The 19507-nt window shown below is 49.2% G+C and carries 9 protein-coding genes; 7 read left to right on the top strand and 2 right to left on the bottom strand.

Annotated elements, in window-relative coordinates; translation table 11 throughout:
• Positions 1 to 105: 105 nt before the first annotated feature.
• The 4 genes from AWU77_RS11920 to AWU77_RS11935 all read left to right on the top strand — a co-directional run bounded on the left by AWU77_RS11920 (position 106) and on the right by AWU77_RS11935 (position 12282).
• Positions 106 to 3504, top strand: coding sequence for a LamG-like jellyroll fold domain-containing protein (locus AWU77_RS11920; protein WP_062063669.1), 3399 nt, complete (start codon positions 106 to 108; stop codon positions 3502 to 3504).
• 111 nt (positions 3505 to 3615) lie between these two features.
• Entirely contained in the window at positions 3616 to 6399 is a 2784-nt protein-coding gene (locus AWU77_RS11925) for a TonB-dependent receptor (RefSeq protein ID WP_062063671.1), read from the top strand.
• Between the two features lie 612 nt (positions 6400 to 7011).
• On the top strand, positions 7012 to 9804 hold the full coding sequence (locus AWU77_RS11930; protein ID WP_062063673.1) for a TonB-dependent receptor: 2793 nt from the start codon (positions 7012 to 7014) through the stop codon (positions 9802 to 9804).
• Positions 9805 to 9897: 93 nt separating this feature from the next.
• Positions 9898 to 12282, top strand: a complete 2385-nt coding sequence (locus AWU77_RS11935; protein WP_062063675.1) for a glycoside hydrolase family 127 protein — start codon at positions 9898 to 9900, stop codon at positions 12280 to 12282.
• A gap of 38 nt (positions 12283 to 12320) precedes the next feature.
• Here the strand turns inward: AWU77_RS11935 and AWU77_RS11940 are convergent, their stop codons facing one another.
• Positions 12321 to 13355 (bottom strand): arabinan endo-1,5-alpha-L-arabinosidase, encoded by a 1035-nt coding sequence (locus AWU77_RS11940; RefSeq protein WP_062063676.1) that lies wholly within the window; start codon positions 13353 to 13355, stop codon positions 12321 to 12323.
• A gap of 113 nt (positions 13356 to 13468) precedes the next feature.
• Between AWU77_RS11940 and AWU77_RS11945 the strand changes: the two genes are divergently transcribed.
• The 3 genes from AWU77_RS11945 to AWU77_RS11955 are packed head-to-tail and all read left to right on the top strand — an operon-like array spanning position 13469 to position 15860.
• Positions 13469 to 14521, top strand: a complete 1053-nt coding sequence (locus AWU77_RS11945; protein ID WP_062063678.1) for a family 43 glycosylhydrolase — start codon at positions 13469 to 13471, stop codon at positions 14519 to 14521.
• A 44-nt stretch (positions 14522 to 14565) separates the two neighbouring features.
• Positions 14566 to 15636, top strand: a complete 1071-nt coding sequence (locus AWU77_RS11950) for an aldose epimerase family protein (RefSeq protein WP_062063680.1) — start codon at positions 14566 to 14568, stop codon at positions 15634 to 15636.
• A 32-nt stretch (positions 15637 to 15668) separates the two neighbouring features.
• Entirely contained in the window at positions 15669 to 15860 is a 192-nt protein-coding gene (locus AWU77_RS11955; RefSeq protein ID WP_062063682.1) for a hypothetical protein, read from the top strand.
• An 83-nt stretch (positions 15861 to 15943) separates the two neighbouring features.
• Here AWU77_RS11955 and AWU77_RS11960 read toward each other — a convergent pair whose 3' ends face one another.
• Positions 15944 to 19375, bottom strand: coding sequence for a TonB-dependent receptor (locus AWU77_RS11960; protein WP_084618322.1), 3432 nt, complete (start codon positions 19373 to 19375; stop codon positions 15944 to 15946).
• Between the last annotated feature and the right edge of the window lie 132 nt (positions 19376 to 19507).

Raw genomic sequence — 19507 nt, forward strand, 5'->3', positions numbered from 1 at the left:
CTACTAGCCCGGCGTGATTTCCCTGTTCGAGTTCCACAAAGCATTGCCGGGAGCTATCTAGAATTAATAAATACAAGTAATAACTACACGAGAGAAGGTGAACACATGAAGCTAGCAAGCCTTTCGCTTGTCATTGGCAGCCTGCTGTTATTGGGCGGTTGCGGTGGTGGTGGCGACAACAAATCCTCGACTAATACGGTTCCTGCATCCCCTGCGCCGGTTTACTCAAAGCCTACTATGGCTAGCACTGTTCCCCGCACCCCAGAGGGTTCGGTCAATTGGCTGGATATAGGTGTTCACGATCCATCCATAGTGAAAGCCGGAAGCGACTACTACATTTTTGGCTCCCATCTGGCCGCGGCTAAATCTACCGATTTGATCAACTGGGACTATATCTCGGTACTGTCGGGTAATGGCTCGGTTGATGAAAGCCCCCTGTTTAATACCTACTCCACCCAAATCGCCGATGGCATTGCCTGGACGGATGGTTTTAAAGGCAACTGGGCAGCCGATGTTATCAAGGCGCCCAATGGTAAATATTGGTTCTACTACAACCACTGTGCGCAAGTGGAAGCGGACAATGGCGGCTGTTGGAATCGCTCATACTTAGGCTTGGCAGAGGCGGATTCGGTCGCTGGCCCCTATGTTAATAAAGGCGTATTCCTGCGCAGTGGCTATCGCAATGCGAGTGAGTTCGCCGCTTATCCTTTAGATAATGGCCAAACCAGCTGGAATGGTGCAGTTGACCCCAATGCGATTGACCCAGCGGCGTTTTACGATAAAAACAACCAGCTGTGGATGGTGTACGGCTCTTATTCTGGCGGCATCTTTATTCTGGAAATGGACAGCGCCACCGGTAAACCCAAAGCTGGTCAAGGCTATGGCAAGCGCTTATTAGGTGGTGATTTCCGTGCAGTGGAGGGGGCATTTGTCACTTACAGTCCGGTCGCTGACTATTACTACTTGTTCTACTCGGTAGCCGGTTTTGCCGCTAACGATGGCTACAACATTCGCATCGCCCGCGCCAAAACCCCGAAAGGCCCCTACCTTGATCCAGCGGGCAACGATGTTGCCAACAGCGCTGGTTTGGAGATTGGCGGTAAGTTGCTGGGTGGATTTGAATTTACCCAGGCATTGGGCGAGGTGGGTTCATCTTGGGGTTATCAATCGCCCGGCCATAACTCGGCTTATTACGACGAAGCAACCAAACGTCATTTGCTGGTAACACACACCCGCTTCCCTGCGTCATCTACTGCATACCCCGGCAACATCGAAGCTCATGCGGTGCGCACCCATGAAATGTTTGTCAGTAAAGACGGTTGGTTAGTGGTATCGCCCCAGCGCTATGTGCCGCTCAATGGCGACAATCTCGTCGATCTTGCTCAGGTGCCCGGTCACTATAAATTTGTGAATCAGGGTAAGGCGGTAAATAAAACCGCGATTAAATCTGGCTATATCACCCTGCATGAAGACCGCAGCGTAAGCGGTAGCGAAAAAGGTTCCTGGATGTCGCAGGGCGATGATTCGATCAAACTGGTATTGGATTCCGGCACCTATTTTGGCGTGATCAAATGGCAGTGGGATAACAACAGCAAAGAGTTGGTGCCAGTGTTTACCGCTATGGCGCGCGATGGTGCCTCGGTATTTGGCACACGTACCGATGCAATTGCCACCACCACAGCGGCGTTAAATACAGTAAAAGATGCGCTGAAGATCAAAACCGAATTGACCATTGCCGACGAAGGTTATTCGCTGCCAACTATTGGCAAAAGCGGCACTCAGATTAAGTGGGTGAGTAGCGACGAATACTATATAGATGCTGCGGGTAATGTGTTTATTCCGACCCCCGATTTGGGTGATCGCACCGTTACGCTCACGGCGAACTTATCGCTGGGCGGTCAAACCACGAGCAAAACTTTCAATGTGACTGTCAGAGCGCGTCCGGCATTTAAAAATGCAGTAGCTCACTATCGCTTTGAAAATGCCTTGACCGACTCCATGGGCAAATATGCAGCGGCAAAAACCACCGACAATAATTTATTTAATGTCGATGCAACCGCGCCAACGTTTACCGCAGGTTACGCGGGTGGTCAGGCATACGATTTTACCGGCGCTAATGGTGTGCGCTTACCGGATGACATTATCAAATCCAGCGAGTACACCTTGTCGTTCTGGATGAAAGCAAAAAATCTCACTACCCATACGCCAGCCTTTTTTATGGCAACGGATTTTGATCACTGGTCCAGCTACATTCCCGGTAATGCCTGGTTTACGTCTAGTTCATTAATTTGGAGTAACTACCTGGGTAATTGGAATCAGGTTGTTCATTCAGCGACGGCGCCAGTCAATCAGTGGCAACACGTTGCCATCACTTATGCCAACGGCATGATGAATTTGTACATCGATGGTGCGTTTGTTGGTGCTATGCCGCGCGATGATATTTTCAAAAACGGCGGCCTCTACGCACTGGGTGTTAACTTCGGGTGGGATCTGCCATTCGTTGGTCAAATCGATGATTTTATTGTGTACGACTACGCGTTGAGCAAATTGGATATTAACGGCGCTGCCATTAACAATTTGACCGACCCATCCAAATTTGCGGGCTTTGTCAAAAACGCCTTGGATTTGGGCGATATGTCCGCAGTGCGTGAAAACTTTAATTTATTGCGCGTTGGTCCATTTGTATCGGGCATTCGCTGGACCTCAAGCGATGAGAAATACCTCAAGCCAACCAATGGTGTTGCAGTTGTCACTCAGCCGACAGCGGATGAAGGCGATAAAACTATCACCTTGACCGCGCACATTACCTATCAAGGTTTCACCGACACCAAAAATTTCCAGGTCACCATTAAATCCTTGGCGCCGGCCGAATACAGTTTTGAAAACAGCCTCAATGCACTGAACGATGTTGCTGCACCGGGCAAAGTGACCGGCAACTTTATCCACAATACCGGTGGCGCAGTGAGCTATGTGCAAGGGGTAAAAGGTTCGGCAGTGAACTTGGATGGCACCTCCGGTGTGCGTCTGCCCGACAACTTAATTACCACGGCTAGCTACAGTATTTCGCTCTGGTTAAAACCTTCCGCGTTTACCAATTACACCACGGCATTTTTTGGTGGCGCCAATGCCAACTATTGGTTGAGTTTGGTTCCCTCCATGAACGGCACGGAAAAAACCCGTGTTTGGGCCAATGGCCCGGCGTTTTACGACAACGCGGAATTAAGCAGCCGTATTCCGGCCGGAAAGTGGACGCATTTGGTGATCATGGTCGATGGCGAGAATAACAACACCATCAAGATTTACATGAATGGCGTGCAGCAACTCGAATCCACCGGTTTCCCACGGGTGATGACCGTGGCGGGTGATACCAATGAGTTTGCACTGGGTGTGAACTATTGGGATACCCCATTCAATGGCGCTATCGATGAACTCAAAGTGTTCACCGGCACCATCAGCAACGAACGCATTAACTCGCTGTATCAAGAAGGTTCCACTGCCAACTAATTCGCAGTAGCGCGGGAGAACAATAACTCTCCCGCGCCATGAATTCTTTTTGATGGAGTTAATGCAGAAATCATTAACTCAAAATTTAATAAAAATTTTGGAGTTTGAAAAATGTATAAAAAGACAGCATTAGCCACAGCGGTACTCGCCGCAATCATGGCCCAAGTCAGTTTCGCGCAAACGCAAGACGAACAAGTTGAAGAAGTTGTAGTGCAGGGGATTCGCAGCAGTTTGACCAAGGCGTTGGATATCAAACGCGACAACACCCAAATCGTCGACGCGATTGTTGCTGAAGACATCGGCAAGTTTCCCGATAACAACGTAGTAGAAGCACTGCAGCGCGTTACCGGTGTGCAAACCACTGGCCGTGGCGGTGGTGAAGTGACCGGCATATCGATTCGCGGTCTCACCGACGTACATACTTCGGTTAACGGTCGCGATGTATTTACCGGCGCCGGCCGCGATGTGGCAATTTGGGATATTCCCGCCAGTTTGCTCAGTAGCGTTAACGTCTACAAAACTCGCTCGGCAGATCGCACTGAACGCGGTATTGCCGGTTCTATCGATGTAAAAACCAACCGCCCGTTTATGTTTGACGGTGAAAAAGTGGTGTTAGCGGCGCGCGGTATTTATTCCGATCAGCCAGACGAAATTGATCCCAATGTCAGCGCGCTTTACAGCAATCGCTGGGAGCTGGAAAGTGGCGGCGAATTTGGTGCGCTAGTCAATATCGGTTACGCCGAGACGCATTACCGCGATGACACTATGACTGCGGGTGCGGTATTCCCCTATTTCTCAGCAGAGCCTGCATTGAATTACTCGCCGTATCAAATGATCCCCAACAGCTCGAGCGGTAGCGCGGTATGGCAGGCAGGTTTGGAAAACGGTATTCCCTACACGGCGGGTTCTACCCTGAATGTGGATGGTGAAACTGTTGACTATTTGATGATGCGCGATGCGGTATTCGGCACCTCTTTCTCCGGTTTCCGCAAGCGTCCTGCGGCCAGCTTCTCGCTCCAGTGGGCGCCCAATGATGCCTGGGAGTTCCTCGCCGAAGGTTTCTATACCGGCTATCGCAACACCCAACAAAATGCCATGTGGTTCACCAATACCCTTGAACATCAAAATGGCAATATCGATATCCCACTGGTGTACGAAGGGACTAATGTCGTCAAAGAACATCAGGGGCGCGGCAATGGCGGTTTTCAAAGCGGTGACTATGCCGATGGCAAAACCGACAGCTACCTCTGGGCGCTGGGCGCTAAGTGGATGCCTAGCGACAAGCTGACCGTGAACTCCGAACTGGTATTGCAAGACAGCGAATACACCAACAACTTCTTTGCGATGCGTTTTGATCGCACTGCTTACGGGTTGGATGTGGACTACAACAACCGCGACGGCGTGCCCTCGGTAGTCTTCTGGGACAACCCGGCCACCGCCGTGGATGAGTCAGATATAGCGGCGGTAGCCAACTGGAATGCCGATACGGTCTACGACAATGGCGGCAGCAGCACCGGTGATTCGGCGGCTTACACGCTGGACCTGGATTGGCAGCTCGACGGCAATATATTCGACAGCGTGAAAGTCGGTGGGCGCTATCAGGTTCGCGGTGCAGAAACCATGTCGCGCGATCAAAGCGCAGGTATAGGCGGCACTAGTGTCACCCAGTTAATGGGTCTCTTGAGTGCAGCAGGTGCCTCTGGCGATGGTTCAGGTATCGTCTACACCGCAACCGATTACTTCGATGGCCGCGCCAATATTTTTGACAGTTTTATCACCGCTAACGGCTACTACATGCTGAACAACAAAGAGGCGGTACGCACGGTTTACAGCTTGGAGATCAACCCGGCGCTGGAGAAAAACTTCAGTGTGGATGAGGACTCGGCGGCGCTTTACGCCACTACCAAATTCCATCTGGGCGATCGCTTGAGCGGTGAGTTTGGTGTGCGCGCAGTGGATTACCAACAGGATCTGGAATTCTGGCAAGACGGAGTGCTGGTTCCGGGTGAATCCTCGGCCAGCGAAGTATTGCCAAGTTTGGTACTCAACTGGGACATTACCGATGACGTCGTAGGTCGCGTGGCCTACACCGAAACCCTGCGTATGCCTGAATACGGTTCTTTGAACCCTTACCAAACCTGGCAAGATCCTTTAACCAGTACTCCTTACGGTACGGGTAGTGGCGGCAACCCAGAGCTCAAACCGACTTACTCCAAAAACATGGACATGTCCCTGGAGTGGTATTTCGCCGAAGGCAGTTCGCTCTATGGTGCGGTATTCAAGCGTGAAATCGACGGTTTGGTGATCAACGGTAAGAAAACGGTTGTGCGCGAAGGCGACGATGGCGTCACCCGTCCTTACGTGCTTAATGCACCGGTGAATGCCGCTGACGGTGAGTTGAACGGGGTGGAGATTGGCCTGGTGTATTTCCCGGACAACTTGCCTGACATGCTGGATGGTTTGGGGGTGCAAGCCAGCTACACCCTGTTGGACTCAGAGCAGCTGAACCCCGAGTTTGGGGTAGACGGCAGTATCAGCGGTTACAACAAATCCAAAATGAGCGGTGTGTCTGACTCATCCTACAGCCTGGTATTGGCCTACGAGAAAGCGGGCTTTGGTGCGCGCTTATCCTACGTATGGCGCGAGAAGTTTTTCCAAGGTAACGAAGCCTCAATCTTCGCCAACCCGATCCAATTCTGGAGCCGTCCAGAGCAGGATCTGTCATTTCAGCTGAGCTACGACGTGACCGATGATTTGGCGATCACCTTCGACGGCACCAACCTGTTGGATGATGTTTACCAAAACTACTACGGTGAAGGTAACCAAAACCTGTTCAACTTCGGCAATGGTATCTACTCCAAAACCTATGCAGTGGGTGTGCGCTACTCGTTTTAAGGCGCTATTCACCGGTTGGTTGTTTCAGCCACCTTTTGGTAAAACGCCGGGCTTTTGCCCGGCTTTTTACTTTTAGCTCTGTGCGATTCACAAGCTATGGGCAATTTAAACTCAATGTTTTTGTGGGTGGATGCTGTAGCCGCCACTTCAGTCCAAAAATTCACTTGCATTCGCCATAAATAAAGATATTATATTACAAATTGAGCGCGGCTTATTGCTGTACTCTTTTGTGTTTTGTATGAAGCCCCGACCCCTTTGTCGTTGGATGGTGTGGAGTTGTTTGGCTACACCACTTTTTCAGCCGTTACAGGTTTCTGTAGCGGCTTTTTTTGGTTGCTACTTCAGTTGGCAGCCGCTCCCGCGCGATAAATTTTTCACATAGTAAATGAGTTTTATCTGTTGACGCACAAGTCTAAGCAGATTAGCATCATATTGTCTTACAATATGCTCAATTGGTGCGCTGAATGCGTCAAGTTGCAGTAGTAAGTCGCTCGCTGAGGCGGTAGCTGCGCCCGGTAACCAAGAAAATCAATAAATGTGCAATTTAATAATAACGATTGCCTCCGCGAATTGAATCGCATTCAGGAGTCGGTCGCACACGGGAGATCACACATGTTCCAGAAAAAAACACTCAGTCTTTCCATCGCAATGGTCGCTGCATTGGGCAGTGCCTATGTTGCCGCCGCGCCGGAAGGCGAACAAATCGAAGAAGTTGTAGTAACGGGTATTCGCAGTAGTTTGACCAAAGCCTTGGACGTGAAGCGCAACAATTCTCAAATCGTCGATGCGATCGTTGCGGAAGATATCGGCAAGTTCCCCGACAACAACGTTATTGAATCTATGCAGCGTATCACCGGTGTGCAAGTTACCAACCGTGGATCAGGTGAAGTCACCGGCATTTCCATTCGCGGGTTGACCGATATAAACACAACAATCAATGGTCGTAATATTTTTACCGCTTCAGGTTTGGCGGTTGCATTGCAAGATGTGCCCGCCAGTTTAATCAAACAAGTTGATGTTTATAAAACCCGTTCAGCGTCGCAAATTGAAAATGGTATTGCCGGTTCGGTAGATATTAAAACCCAGCGCCCCTTTGATTTTTCCGGGGCAAAAGTTGTAGTAGCGGCGCGCGCGATCAATCAAGAACAGGCTGACGAAATTGATCCTAATATCAGTGGCCTTGCGAGCAACCGTTGGGAAACAGGCTCAGGCGAATTTGGTGCGTTGGTAAATTTGTCTTACGCAGAAACTAATTATCGCGATCAAAGTATTACTGCCGGTGCGATGGTTCCATTTGCCACAGACAACCCAGTCGCTCCTTTTGGTAATTACGAACGTGTTTTTCTCGACAAAGGTGGTGTTGCTGAGAATCCGATCTGGACTCCCGGTTTGCTCAACGGTTTGCCAACTGCCTCTGGTTCCACATTAAATGTTAACGGCCAACCAATGGAATATATCCTCGGTCGCGATGCTATTTTCGCGAGCGATTTTACCGGCAAGCGTGAGCGTTCGGCCGCCAATGTGTCTTTGCAATTTGCACCCAACGATACCTCCGAATATACCTTTGAAGCTTTCTATAATGGCTATCGCAATGAATCCTTCAACTCACTGCTATTTTCCTTTGCTGATTGGTGGGGATCTTATGCTGACAGTCCGACAGCAGCGGCCGATGCAAACGTCAAGTTGTTTCCAGGCACCAATATTGTTAAATCGCGCAGCGTAAAAAATAACTGGTCATTCACCAGTGGCGATTTGGCTACCGGCAAGACCGATAGCTTTGTCTATGCGCTGGGTGGTGATTGGGAGTTGACCGATAACTTCAAAGTGAAATCAGAAGTTGTTTATCAAGACAGCACCTTTGAATCCGATTTTATCGCCGCGCGTTTTGAAAATGCTCGCTATGGTTTGAATGTTGATTTCAATGCGGGCGGCGGAATTCCAGCATTTAGCTTTATCGATAATCCAGAAACGGTGGAGCTTAACGAGGCGGACGTTGCGGATGTGGCCAATTGGAGAACCGCACAGCTGTATGACAACGCCAATAAAAATACCGGTGATGCAGTTACTTTTACCACCGATGCTACCTATGACACCGATTCAGGTTTTTTCAAACAGTTTAATGTCGGTGTGCGTATCGATCAGCGCACTGCAGCGGAATCTTTCAGTCGTCAGGACGGCTTTAATCCTAATGTGACTATTACTGAAGAGTTAACTTACATTAACAATGGTTTTTTTGACGGTAATGCCAATGTGCCAACGACATGGGCAGTGGCCGACGGCCATTACTTGCGTGCAAATGCCGATGATATGCGCGCAGTGTATAACTTACAAAAATTAGCGCTGGTTGAAAGTTTTAATATTGATGAGTTAACGGCATCTGCCTACATGACTACACAATATGAGACTGAAATAGCTGGCAGAAAATTGGATGGTGAAATTGGTCTGCGTTACACCAGTTCAGATACCGATATGGAGTTCACCGATACTGCCTCTGCAAATAAAGATGTTTACAAAGATTCGGCGAGCACCACTAAAGTATTGCCCAGCCTATCGCTTCGCTACGCGTTGACAGATGACCTGTATGCTCGTTTGGCTTACACCGAAACTTTACGTCGCCCGGGCTTTGCTTCATTAAACTCGCGCATTGTGTATAACGAAGATGTTACCGGTATTGGCTATGGTACTGCCGGTGGTGGAAACCCGGATTTAAAGCCTACCGAGTCGCAAAACTATGACTTCTCGTTGGAGTGGTATTTTGCCGACGCAAGTTCTTTGTACGGAACATTATTCAAACGCGAAATTGAAGGTTTTGTGATTGATTTTCGCCGTCAAGTTCAGCACGAAACCCCAACAGGCGAAGTGGGAACCTATGTCCTTAGCCAACCCTTTAATGCATCCAATGGTGAGTTGACCGGCTTGGAGTTGGGCGCAGTTTGGTTCCCGGAAAATCTGCCAGGTGTGTTAGATGGCTTTGGTATTCAAGCGAGCTATACCGCATTGAATTCATCGCAATCAACACCCATTACCGATTCTACTGGTGTGATTACCGAAGTAAAAGAAACGGATTTATTTGGTGTGTCAGATGAATCTTACAGCGTCGTTCTAGCCTATGATAAAGGTGATTTGGGGATGCGCTTGTCCTATGCCTGGCGCAGTGAATTCCTGAATAACTACGAAGCTGCGTTGTTTGCAAATCCGTTAGAAATGTGGAGAAAACCAGAAGCCAGTATGGATCTGCAAATTAGCTACGCGGTGAATGACAATCTTTCATTAACCTTTGACGGCACCAATCTGACTGAAGAGATTTATCAAAGTTACTACGGTGAAAATGGAGAAACGACCAATAACTTTGGTTCATCGCTTTACAGCCGTACTTTCGCTATTGGAGCACGTTTGACCTTTTAATTAAGCTGAATTGGGTTGATTCACAGAAAAAGGCAGCTTAAAACAGCTGCCTTTTTTAGTGCTGTGCATGCAAAAAACTGTTAAGGAGTAGTCATGAATCGATTAATCAAATACATATTTCTCATCCTGAGTTTGGGGTTTGGTAATGGCTTGACTGCTCTGGAGTTGGTTCCTCTGCGCAATGTGCAATTACTCGATAGCCCTTTTTTACACGCGCAAAATACCAATAAAGTGTATTTAATGGCGCTGGACGTTGAAAAACTTCTCGCGCCCTTTCGCCGCGAAGCCGGTTTGCCGTTTAAAGAGACTTACGGCAATTGGGAATCCACCGGGTTGGATGGCCATATGGGCGGCCACTATGTGTCGGCCCTCGCATTGATGTATGCCTCAACAGGCGATAAAGCGGTATTGCAGCGGTTGAATTACGTTGTAGGCGAATTAAAAAAATGTCAGGAAAAAATAGGCACAGGTTATATCGGCGGCATTCCTGACAGTAAAAAGATGTGGGACGAAATTGCTAAGGGCGATATTCGTGCAGACAACTTTTCCACCAACGAGCGCTGGGTGCCTTGGTACAATATCCACAAGATTTACGCTGGTCTGCGCGATGCCTATTGGTATGCAGACAATAAAGACGCAAAAAAAATGCTGGTCAAATTGTCCGACTGGGCAATCGATTTAACCAAGAATCTGTCACCTGAACAAATGCAAACCATGCTGCGCACTGAGCATGGCGGCATGAACGAAGTGTTTGTCGATGTAGCAAAAATTACTGGCGATAAAAAATATCTTAAACTTGCGGAATCCTTTTCCCAGCAGGCCATTTTGCAGCCCTTGGAAAAATCTCAAGATCAGCTTACTGGTTTACACGCCAATACCCAGATTCCCAAAGTGATTGGTTTTAAACACTACGGTGATGCAACTAACAATAAAGAGTGGAAGAACGCCGCTGAGTTTTTTTGGCAAACTGTTATAGATAAACGCACAGTGGCAATTGGCGGCAACAGTGTAAAAGAACACTTTCACGATACCGCTGATTTCACGCCCATGATCAATGAAGTGGAGGGACCGGAAACCTGCAACACTTACAATATGCTCAAGCTGACTGAGATGTTGTATCTCTCAGCGGGAGAGAAATCTAATCCAGCAATGAAGTACGTGGATTACTACGAGCGCGCGCTCTACAACCATATTCTCGCTTCGCAAAATCCTACCACGGGCGGCTTTGTTTATTTCACGCCCATGCGCCCCAATCACTACCGTGTGTACTCGCAAGTGCACGACGGCATGTGGTGCTGTGTTGGCTCAGGTTTGGAAAGCCATTCCAAATACGCTGAATTTATTTACGCGCGCGATAAAAAATCAAAAAAGTTGCCGAAAGTTTTTATCAATTTATTTATTCCATCGCACATGGAGTGGAAAGAGCAGGGCATTAAGATTACCCAAAATACACTTTTTCCGGATGCAGAAACTACGTCGATCACTATCGATAAATCCGCGCGTTTCCGTTTGCAGTTGCGTTACCCTGGGTGGGTAGAAGCAGGAAAACTATCGCTTAGCATTAATGGTAAGAAAGAAGGCGTTACCCAACAACCGGGCGAATTTATCGCGCTTGAACGCCACTGGAAAAAAGGCGACAAGGTTGAGCTGACCTTGCCGATGCGTTCGACCCTGGAAGAAATGCCGGACGGGTCCAATTACTATGCCATTTTGCATGGGCCGATTGTGCTTGCTGCCAAAACCCAGCCGTTTGCGGCGGAAAAGATTAATTACTTTGCGGATGGTTCACGCATGGGGCATATCGCCAGCGGCCAAATGTGCCCGCTAGAAGCAGCGCCGTTTTTATTGGGCAACTCACAAGACTTTATCCAAAAATTAAAACCAGTTGCAGGCAAACCTTTGACCTTTGATGCCTCGGGTTTAATCAACGGTAAACAAATGGCGCATGTCGAACTGATCCCTTTCTTCCGTTTGCACGAGTCGCGCTACAGTATTTATTGGCCGTACACCACCGCTGCCGATGTAGAAAAAGCGCGAGCAAAAGCGGCGGCAGATGAAAAGGCGCGTTTGGATTTGCAAGTAAAAACTATCGATCAAGTTGCCCCCGGTGAACAACAACCGGAGTCAGATCATTTTTACCAAGGTGAACAAAGTGAAGCGGGTTTATACAATGGCCGTCACTGGCGTCACACTCGCGCGTGGTTTAGTTATGAGTTGAATGACAAGCTGAGGGAAACAAAAATTTTACAAATTACATATGCCGGTATCGATGCTGGTAGAGCATTTGAAATTCAATTAAATGGCGAAGTGATTGCCAAAGTCGAATCTACTGGCAATGCACAAGAGTTTTTTGCGGTGGATTATGCCATTCCGGCAGCACTGGTTGAAAAAGCCAAGGGAAAATACACACTGAAGTTTGTCGCGGCGCCAGGTTCGATTGCGGGCGGAATTTATGGTGTGAGGCTATTGCGCGAATAAAGAATCGCTCGCGCGATTCTTTATTCTCCGTGCCCCATTTATTTCAATCGCTTACTTTTATAGGTATCAAGTTCCTTTTCGTCTACTATCGGCCAGCCTTCTTTATCCCATGTGATATTGAGTATTTTCAACTTCTGCAAATATTTGTCGGCAGTTTCATAGGCGTGCAGCACTAAATAGTCTTTGTCATTCCAGGTGTATGCGCTGTTGTGGCCGAGGCCGACCCAGTTTTTATTGCCTTTGAGCAACAAGCTGCCGCCGCCTTCATTCATATCTTTGCCGGTTTTATCGAGGTAAGGGCCAGTTGCGTTTTTGGAGCGGCCGACGACCAAATGATAAGTCGAGTTAGCGCCCTTACAGCACAATCCCCAAGAGGCAAATAAATAATAGTAGGCGCCTTTTTTGAAAATAAACGGCGCTTCAATTTCACCGGCGCCCGCATCGCTGCCGGTGTTTGCCGGTACTTGATCGCGTGCGGCAATGCTGTGCCATTCTTGCGGTTCAGCGGGGCGGGTTAAGTCATCATTGAGTTTGACTATTTTTAGTCCGCTCCAGAAAGAGCCAAAACTCATCCAGGCTTGATTCTGGTCATCCACAACAATTGCCGGATCAATCGCGTTCCACATATCGCGCTGGGATACCGATTGAATCACTATGCCTTTATCTTCCCAGCGATAATCCGGTGATTTAGGGTTCAAGGTTTTATTCACTGTCACGCCAATCGCCGAGGTGTTTTTACCAAACGTGGAAACGGAGTAATACAAATAAAATTGGTTGTTGTGCTGGATAATATCTGGCGCCCAGAGGTGACCGTTAAAACCGGGTGCGACTGATTTTGCCCAGGTTGGTTCGGTGGCAAAGGCGCGATCAGAGAAAGTCCAATTCACCCGATCTTTGGAACTATAAATGGTGATGCCGGGGCCGGTGCTAAATAAGTACCAGGTGTCGCCTTCGCGCGCCATGACCGGGTCGTGTACATCCACTTGTTTGGCTTGGGAAAAACTGGTGAGGCAGAGCAGGGCGCTCAAGCTGATCAAGCGCAGGCTAGTGTTGATGAGGTTGTGTAAAGACATGGTAAGTTCTCTTGGTCTAATTCTTAGAATATGTAATATAATATTAATTCATCGAGAATAATAGTTAACTAGGGTTAAGTTCGCCGGTGCGGATTTAGGCTGAGGAGTGTGCCATGAAGTGTGTTGTAAGATCTGGGTTGGTGTTAGCGATTGCCTTGGTCCTGTGCAACTTATCGGCCTGTGTGGCAACTTGCCGCGATATGCCCGATGAGCGCGACCGTGTTGCAGCAGCAGCGCCTGAAATATTTATCCCGCAGCGCGCCGACCCTTTTATTCATCGCACGCCTGCAGGCCGTTATTACTTTATCGCCACAGCACCGGAGTTTGATCGCATTGAAATGCGTGCGGCCAATTCACTGGCCGAATTAAAATCCGCAGACGCAACAACGGTTTGGCGTAAACACAACAGTGGTGCGATGGGCGCTAATATCTGGGCACCTGAATTACATTATTTCAACAATACCTGGTACATCTATTTTGCCGCGGGCGATGCAGAACAACCCTGGTTGATTCGTATGTATGTGTTGGCTAATGAGTCGGCCGATCCATTAACCGGTGAATGGCAAGAATTGGGGCGAGTTAAAACCGCGCGCGATTCCTTTGCGCTTGACGCCACCAGTTTTGAACACAATGGCCAGCGCTATTTGGTGTGGGCGCAAAAAGATCCCGAAGAGAAATTAAATTCTGCGTTATATATCGCCAAATTAATTTCACCCACGCAACTAGGTGAAGTAGAAGTGGAGATTTCCCGCCCGCAATTGGATTGGGAAATTCAGGGATACAAAGTCAATGAAGGTGCGGCGGTGATTGTGCGCAACGGTAAAATTTTTATCAGCTATTCCGCGAGCGCGACCGATCATCGTTACGCGATGGGCTTGTTATGGGCCGACGCCGATAGCGATTTACTCGCTGCATCCTCATGGCACAAATTGCCTGAGCCGGTATTTGCCAGCAATGAAACGCTACAGCGCTACGGCCCGGGCCACAATAGTTTCACGCTGGCAGATGATGGTCACAGCGACATTATGGTATATCATGCGCGCGACTATTTAGCATTACAGGGCACGCCGCTTACCGATCCGAATCGTCACACCTATATTCGCCGCCTCAATTGGAGCAGCGAAGGTTTTCCGGATTTTGGGCAGAATAAATCGGACGCGCAATGATCCAATTTTTACCAAAGTAAACAGAATCTAAGAGCATATTTTTAATGACAACTACCACGGCAATTACCCAAAAATTATTCGGTACCACGCCAGCAGGTGAAGCGGTAACCGAATTCACCTTGACCAACAAGCAGGGCAGCAGCATAAAAATTATTACCCTCGGTGGCATCATCACCGAGTGGCACATGCGCGATAAAAACGGTGTGCTTGCCGATGTGGTATTAGGTTTTGATACCCTCGAACCTTATCTGGAGGTCGGCCCTTATTTTGGTGCGCTGATTGGCCGGGTGGGCAACCGCATCGCCAACGCACAATTTACTCTGGATGGTGAAACCTATTCGCTTGCCGCAAACAACGGCAGCAACAATTTACACGGCGGCCCCATCGGTTTTGATAAAAAAATCTGGAGCGCAACTACAGCAGAAGATACAAATGGCCCCATTTTGACATTGCATTTATTGAGCGAAGATGGCGACCAAGGTTTTCCTGGTAATCTGGATGTGACAGTCACCTATCAATTCACTCATGATGATGAAATCGTCGTGGATTATTTCGCCACTACCGACAAAGCCACCCCGGTTAATTTGACCCAACACACTTATTTTAATCTTGCTGGAATTGGCAATGGCGATATTCTTAATCACCAGATGCACATTTTTGCGGATCACATCAATGCAGTTAACGAGGCTCAAATTCCGGTGGGCGAACCCATGCCCGTCGCCAGTACACCGTTTGATTTCCGCAGTCCGCGCGCCATAGGTGAATTAATTAATACCGAGCACGAGCAGATTAACAACGGTTTTGGTTACGACCACAATTTTTTAATCAATCAAAAAGCGTACAAAGCGATAACGCTTGCCGCGCGTGTTGAAGAAAATACGACTGGCCGTGTACTGGAAGTGTTTACTGAAGAACCGGGCGTACAATTTTATTGCGGTAACTTTTTAGATGGCACCTTAACCGGTAAAGGTATTACCTATCAAAGACGCAGCGGGTTTTGTTTGGAGCCACAACACGCGCCCGATTCCATCAACCAAGCGCAATTTCCGTCGATAGTATTGCGCCCGGGTGAGGAATATAAAACCCGTACTATTTTTAAGTTATCGTTAAAATAGAGTTTTAATTACTTCTCAAGGAGCAAGAAACGATGAGTAGCTTACAATTGGGTATCTTACTGGTGGCGGTGTTGGTTTGGTTGCTGCCAATTATTGATATAGCCAGATCATCCAAAGTAGATAAAGATGAAAAACTGATTTGGATTTTTGCCTGTCTGGCTCTTTCCTGGTTTTGTTGGATTCTATTTTATGCTTTGGCGCCGCTAAAAAAACGTTTTAATTGAGCGTTAATAAATAGCCCCGCTCTTTCACACAAAAGGGCGGGGCTTTATGCTTGTTAACCCACCTTTGACAGTGGGTGTTTATTTTAGAAGGTTGCGCGCACTACCGCTGAGACACGGCGATCCTGGATAAACCAGCTGCGACCTGCTTGGGTGTTGTTGTCATCCAAAATCATGATGGTTTTGGATTCGGTATCCAGCAGGTTGGTTGCTTGCAGGCCTACACTGATGTTGTCGTTAAACTTGTAGAATACCGAGCCGTCAAGGAAGCCTGCATCGTCGTTCCAAAGCGGGTACTTGGAGATCACATCGCGTGTGGTCAACAAGTACTTGGAGCGCCAGTTGTATGCGAGGCGGGTTGACCAGCCATCTTTTTCATACATCAACACAAGGTTAGCTGTGTGCTTGGATTGGCCTTGCAGGGGCACTGATGTCAGGTTTACCCGAGCACCTGTATCGGTTTCGCTGCCTGCTTGAGCCCAGGAGGCGTTCTCGTAGTCTTCTTCGTTATTCGGTACACCGGATGCATCGATGAAAGAGTAGTTGGCCTGAATGCCTAAGCCATCGAACGGCGCAGGCAGAAAGTCGAAGAATTGCTGGTAGGCGAATTCGATGCCCTGCATGGTGCCGTCGCCGCCGTTGCGGGTAGATACCACATCAACTGCGCGGATTTCGCTGGTGTTAACCGGATGTGCAATTGCTTGGCGGCTGGCACCGTGAACAAAGAAGTTAGACAGATCTTTGTAAAACAGGGTGGTGGTCAGCGAGCCGGCATTGTTGAAGTACCACTCCAGCGACAAGTCGTATTGCGTTGACTCCATCGGCTTGAGGTAGGTGTTGCCACCTGAGCCTGTCCAATCGTTGATGCGTGTTGAGTCAACATAGCTCAGCTTGGTTTTGGCGGCTTCGCCGGTGGCGGGGTCAATTACAATACTGCCGTCCGGATTGCGCTCGTTCAAAATCAGCTCTTTTTTAACGCTTTCGTAGCCATTGGTGGACATACTAATGTTGTTGCGCACCAAGCTCATGTCCGGCAGGGCAATGGCTTTTGATACCGCGAAACGGCTGATCAGGTCATCGGTCAGCTCAACTTTAATGTTAAAGCTGGGTAGGAAGGCGTCATAAGTATCGGTAGCGGTGCTCCAGTCTGCCCCGGTCATACCGTAGCGACGATCAGCTTCTGGCAGATAATTCCACTCGGCGTTGGCCCATCTGTTTTTGGCGTAGAAGTCGATGTAATCCACATACTGGCCAGCGGCGATCTTTTGGTCGGCATAAGCCAGCACTGCCGCACCATTGAGCACACTCGGTAAACCGGCAGGGATAGCTTCCGCTGCGGTCAGGTTTTTATCCAGTTCGGCTGAGCGGATAAAGCCAGTAGATTCACGCTCCAACTCTACGTAGCGCACGCCCAGATTGCCGCTGTAGCGGTATTGGGTGTCATCCGAGCCGAAATCGACACGGACATAAGCCGCATTGTTAGTCTCGACGGTATTGGTGATTTCATTGGGCAGGAATATGCCGTATTGGCTGTCCACGCCGTCGCGGCAGCTATAGGGTCTGAAACTGCCGCCGGGGGATTCGCGGTAGCTGGTAGCGGCGCAGTCAGGATTGCTGCGCAATCTTGCCACTACATCGCGGTTGATGAAGTAGAGTGAATTGCCGCCTTCGATATCCAGTGCACCACCGCGATGGAAGTTGGACCAGTCAACCTGACTGTAGTAGTTGGATTGCTCCGGTACGTGGTCGAGGTAGAGGGTGCCTGCGCTCCATTCCGGGGCGATAGAACCCCAGCCATAGCTGGTAGAGCGTACGGTTTGGTCGCGTTTGGCAAAACGGTAGCCCCCTTTGACGCTTTTGAGCAGTCCGGCATCGTCAAACTCGTGTTTTACATCAATCCGGATTGCATCTGAGTCGCCGTCTGAGCGCTCATAGTGATCCATCGCGGAGCGGTACCAATAGCTGGTGATATCGCTAAAGTAGTTGCTGTCGCCCGCCGGGTCACCGGTCCAGCCGGGGCGGACAACACCATTGTTGTAATTGGTTGGGTTGGCATCGCGGATGCCATTCCAGGGGTTGATCAGCGTCAAGTGTGGAGTGCCACCGCTCAAGTCATACTTCTGCAGTGCGGCTACCCCCAAGTGTAAGACCAGGTCGTCCACTTTGGTTTCAGCCTGAATGTGTTGCAGGTCGAAATCGATAGTCCATGCGTCATCTGGCGTCCACTTGAAGTTGATATTGAAATCTTCTACCAAGGTGTTGGTGGATTGGCCGCGGGTATCCAACTGGAATTTATGGCCAAATTTTGCTGCGCCACCAATACCGCCGGGAGAGGTAGGCATACCACTGTAGGGGTTGGGGTAGCGCGTGTTAGCTTCATAGCTGCCATCGGCGCGGGGGAAGCCCAATTGGCTGGTTGCGCGCCAGGCGCCGTTGCCGTGGGACATAAAACCAGATTGGAACAGCCCATCCTCATTGAATGAGAAGCTGGTATCGCCGTAGGGGCGAGTGTTGCGGTCCGAATTTTTGTAGCCGCCTTGATATTTCAGCGCGTTTTCCCACCAGTTGAGCGAGGCATCAGAGCGAATGTACTCTGCAGTAAGCAGGTAGGTGTCGTCGTTATCTTTCCATTGGAAAGAGGTCGCGAGCCCTTCGCGGTCGCGCTGGTCTTCTTTCATCATCAGATTGGCGCCTTGCGGCATCCACACTGTGCCCTTGCCATCGCTGCCTGCAAAGGCTTCTGCCCCCTTGATATTGGCAGCATCGTATTTCTTGTACACGTCAGATTGAATGCCGTGAGATACACCGACTAATTCAGAGCTTGCCATATTAATCAGAAAGCCAAACTCACCGGCACTGGTGTCCCAGCGGTCGCTGAACATGCCAGAGAACGATGGTTTCCACTCTTGGGCTATGTCACCCCAGGTGCCGTCAGCGGTAAATGCGAGCATGCGGTCAGCTTGATCAAAAGGCTTGCGTGTACGCAAGCTTACCGTGCCGCCAATACCACCTTCGATCATATCGGCAGACTGGTTCTTGTAAATGTCCACGCCGGACATCAACTCCGGCGGTACGTCCTGAAAGGACAGGCCGCGGCCAGAGTCGGCGGTAAAAGAATCGCGCCCGTTGAATTCAGAGCGGGTAGCGCTCATGCCGCGAATTACGGCACCTGAGCCTTCTACCGAAAAATGGTCTGGGTCATTAGCTGCCGCAAAACGCTCAATCGATACGCCGGGTAAGCGCTGCATAGCTTCCAATACACTGCGGTCGGGTAGGGAGCCTATGTCTTTGGCGGTAATCGAGTCGACAAACGTATCGGCATTGCGCTTTAACGCCTGCGCATTTTGCAAATTCTGGCGCATACCGGTCACGACGACCTCTTCAACAGTATCGTCTTTTTTAGTTGCTTCTTGTTGCGCGTAAGCGGGAGATTGCAGTGCAATGATGCACATTGCCAGCAGTGACTTTTTAAACAGACTCTGCGGCGCTTGGTAACCAGTCGATTGTTTTTTGTACATAGCCAACACCTTGTTAAATTTATGATTGGGCACTTGTTGCGCATGGCATCACCGGTCAACCCTGACACGTTCAGGCGTGCAGTGATTGACTTGTGTTCTTGTATGCTAGTGCATCAAGTTGGCGTCAGATTA

Source organism: Cellvibrio sp. OA-2007, from assembly GCF_000953825.1.
Taxonomy (GTDB): Bacteria; Pseudomonadota; Gammaproteobacteria; order Pseudomonadales; family Cellvibrionaceae; genus Cellvibrio.

Coding starts and splice junctions, on each gene's coding strand:
- AWU77_RS11920 (WP_062063669.1), top strand. CDS start 106: ATGAAGCTAGCAAGCCTTTCGCTTGTCATTGGCAGCCTGCTGTTATTG.
- AWU77_RS11925 (WP_062063671.1), top strand. CDS start 3,616: ATGTATAAAAAGACAGCATTAGCCACAGCGGTACTCGCCGCAATCATG.
- AWU77_RS11930 (WP_062063673.1), top strand. CDS start 7,012: ATGTTCCAGAAAAAAACACTCAGTCTTTCCATCGCAATGGTCGCTGCA.
- AWU77_RS11935 (WP_062063675.1), top strand. CDS start 9,898: ATGAATCGATTAATCAAATACATATTTCTCATCCTGAGTTTGGGGTTT.
- AWU77_RS11940 (WP_062063676.1), bottom strand. CDS start 13,355: ATGTCTTTACACAACCTCATCAACACTAGCCTGCGCTTGATCAGCTTG.
- AWU77_RS11945 (WP_062063678.1), top strand. CDS start 13,469: ATGAAGTGTGTTGTAAGATCTGGGTTGGTGTTAGCGATTGCCTTGGTC.
- AWU77_RS11950 (WP_062063680.1), top strand. CDS start 14,566: ATGACAACTACCACGGCAATTACCCAAAAATTATTCGGTACCACGCCA.
- AWU77_RS11955 (WP_062063682.1), top strand. CDS start 15,669: ATGAGTAGCTTACAATTGGGTATCTTACTGGTGGCGGTGTTGGTTTGG.
- AWU77_RS11960 (WP_084618322.1), bottom strand. CDS start 19,375: ATGTACAAAAAACAATCGACTGGTTACCAAGCGCCGCAGAGTCTGTTT.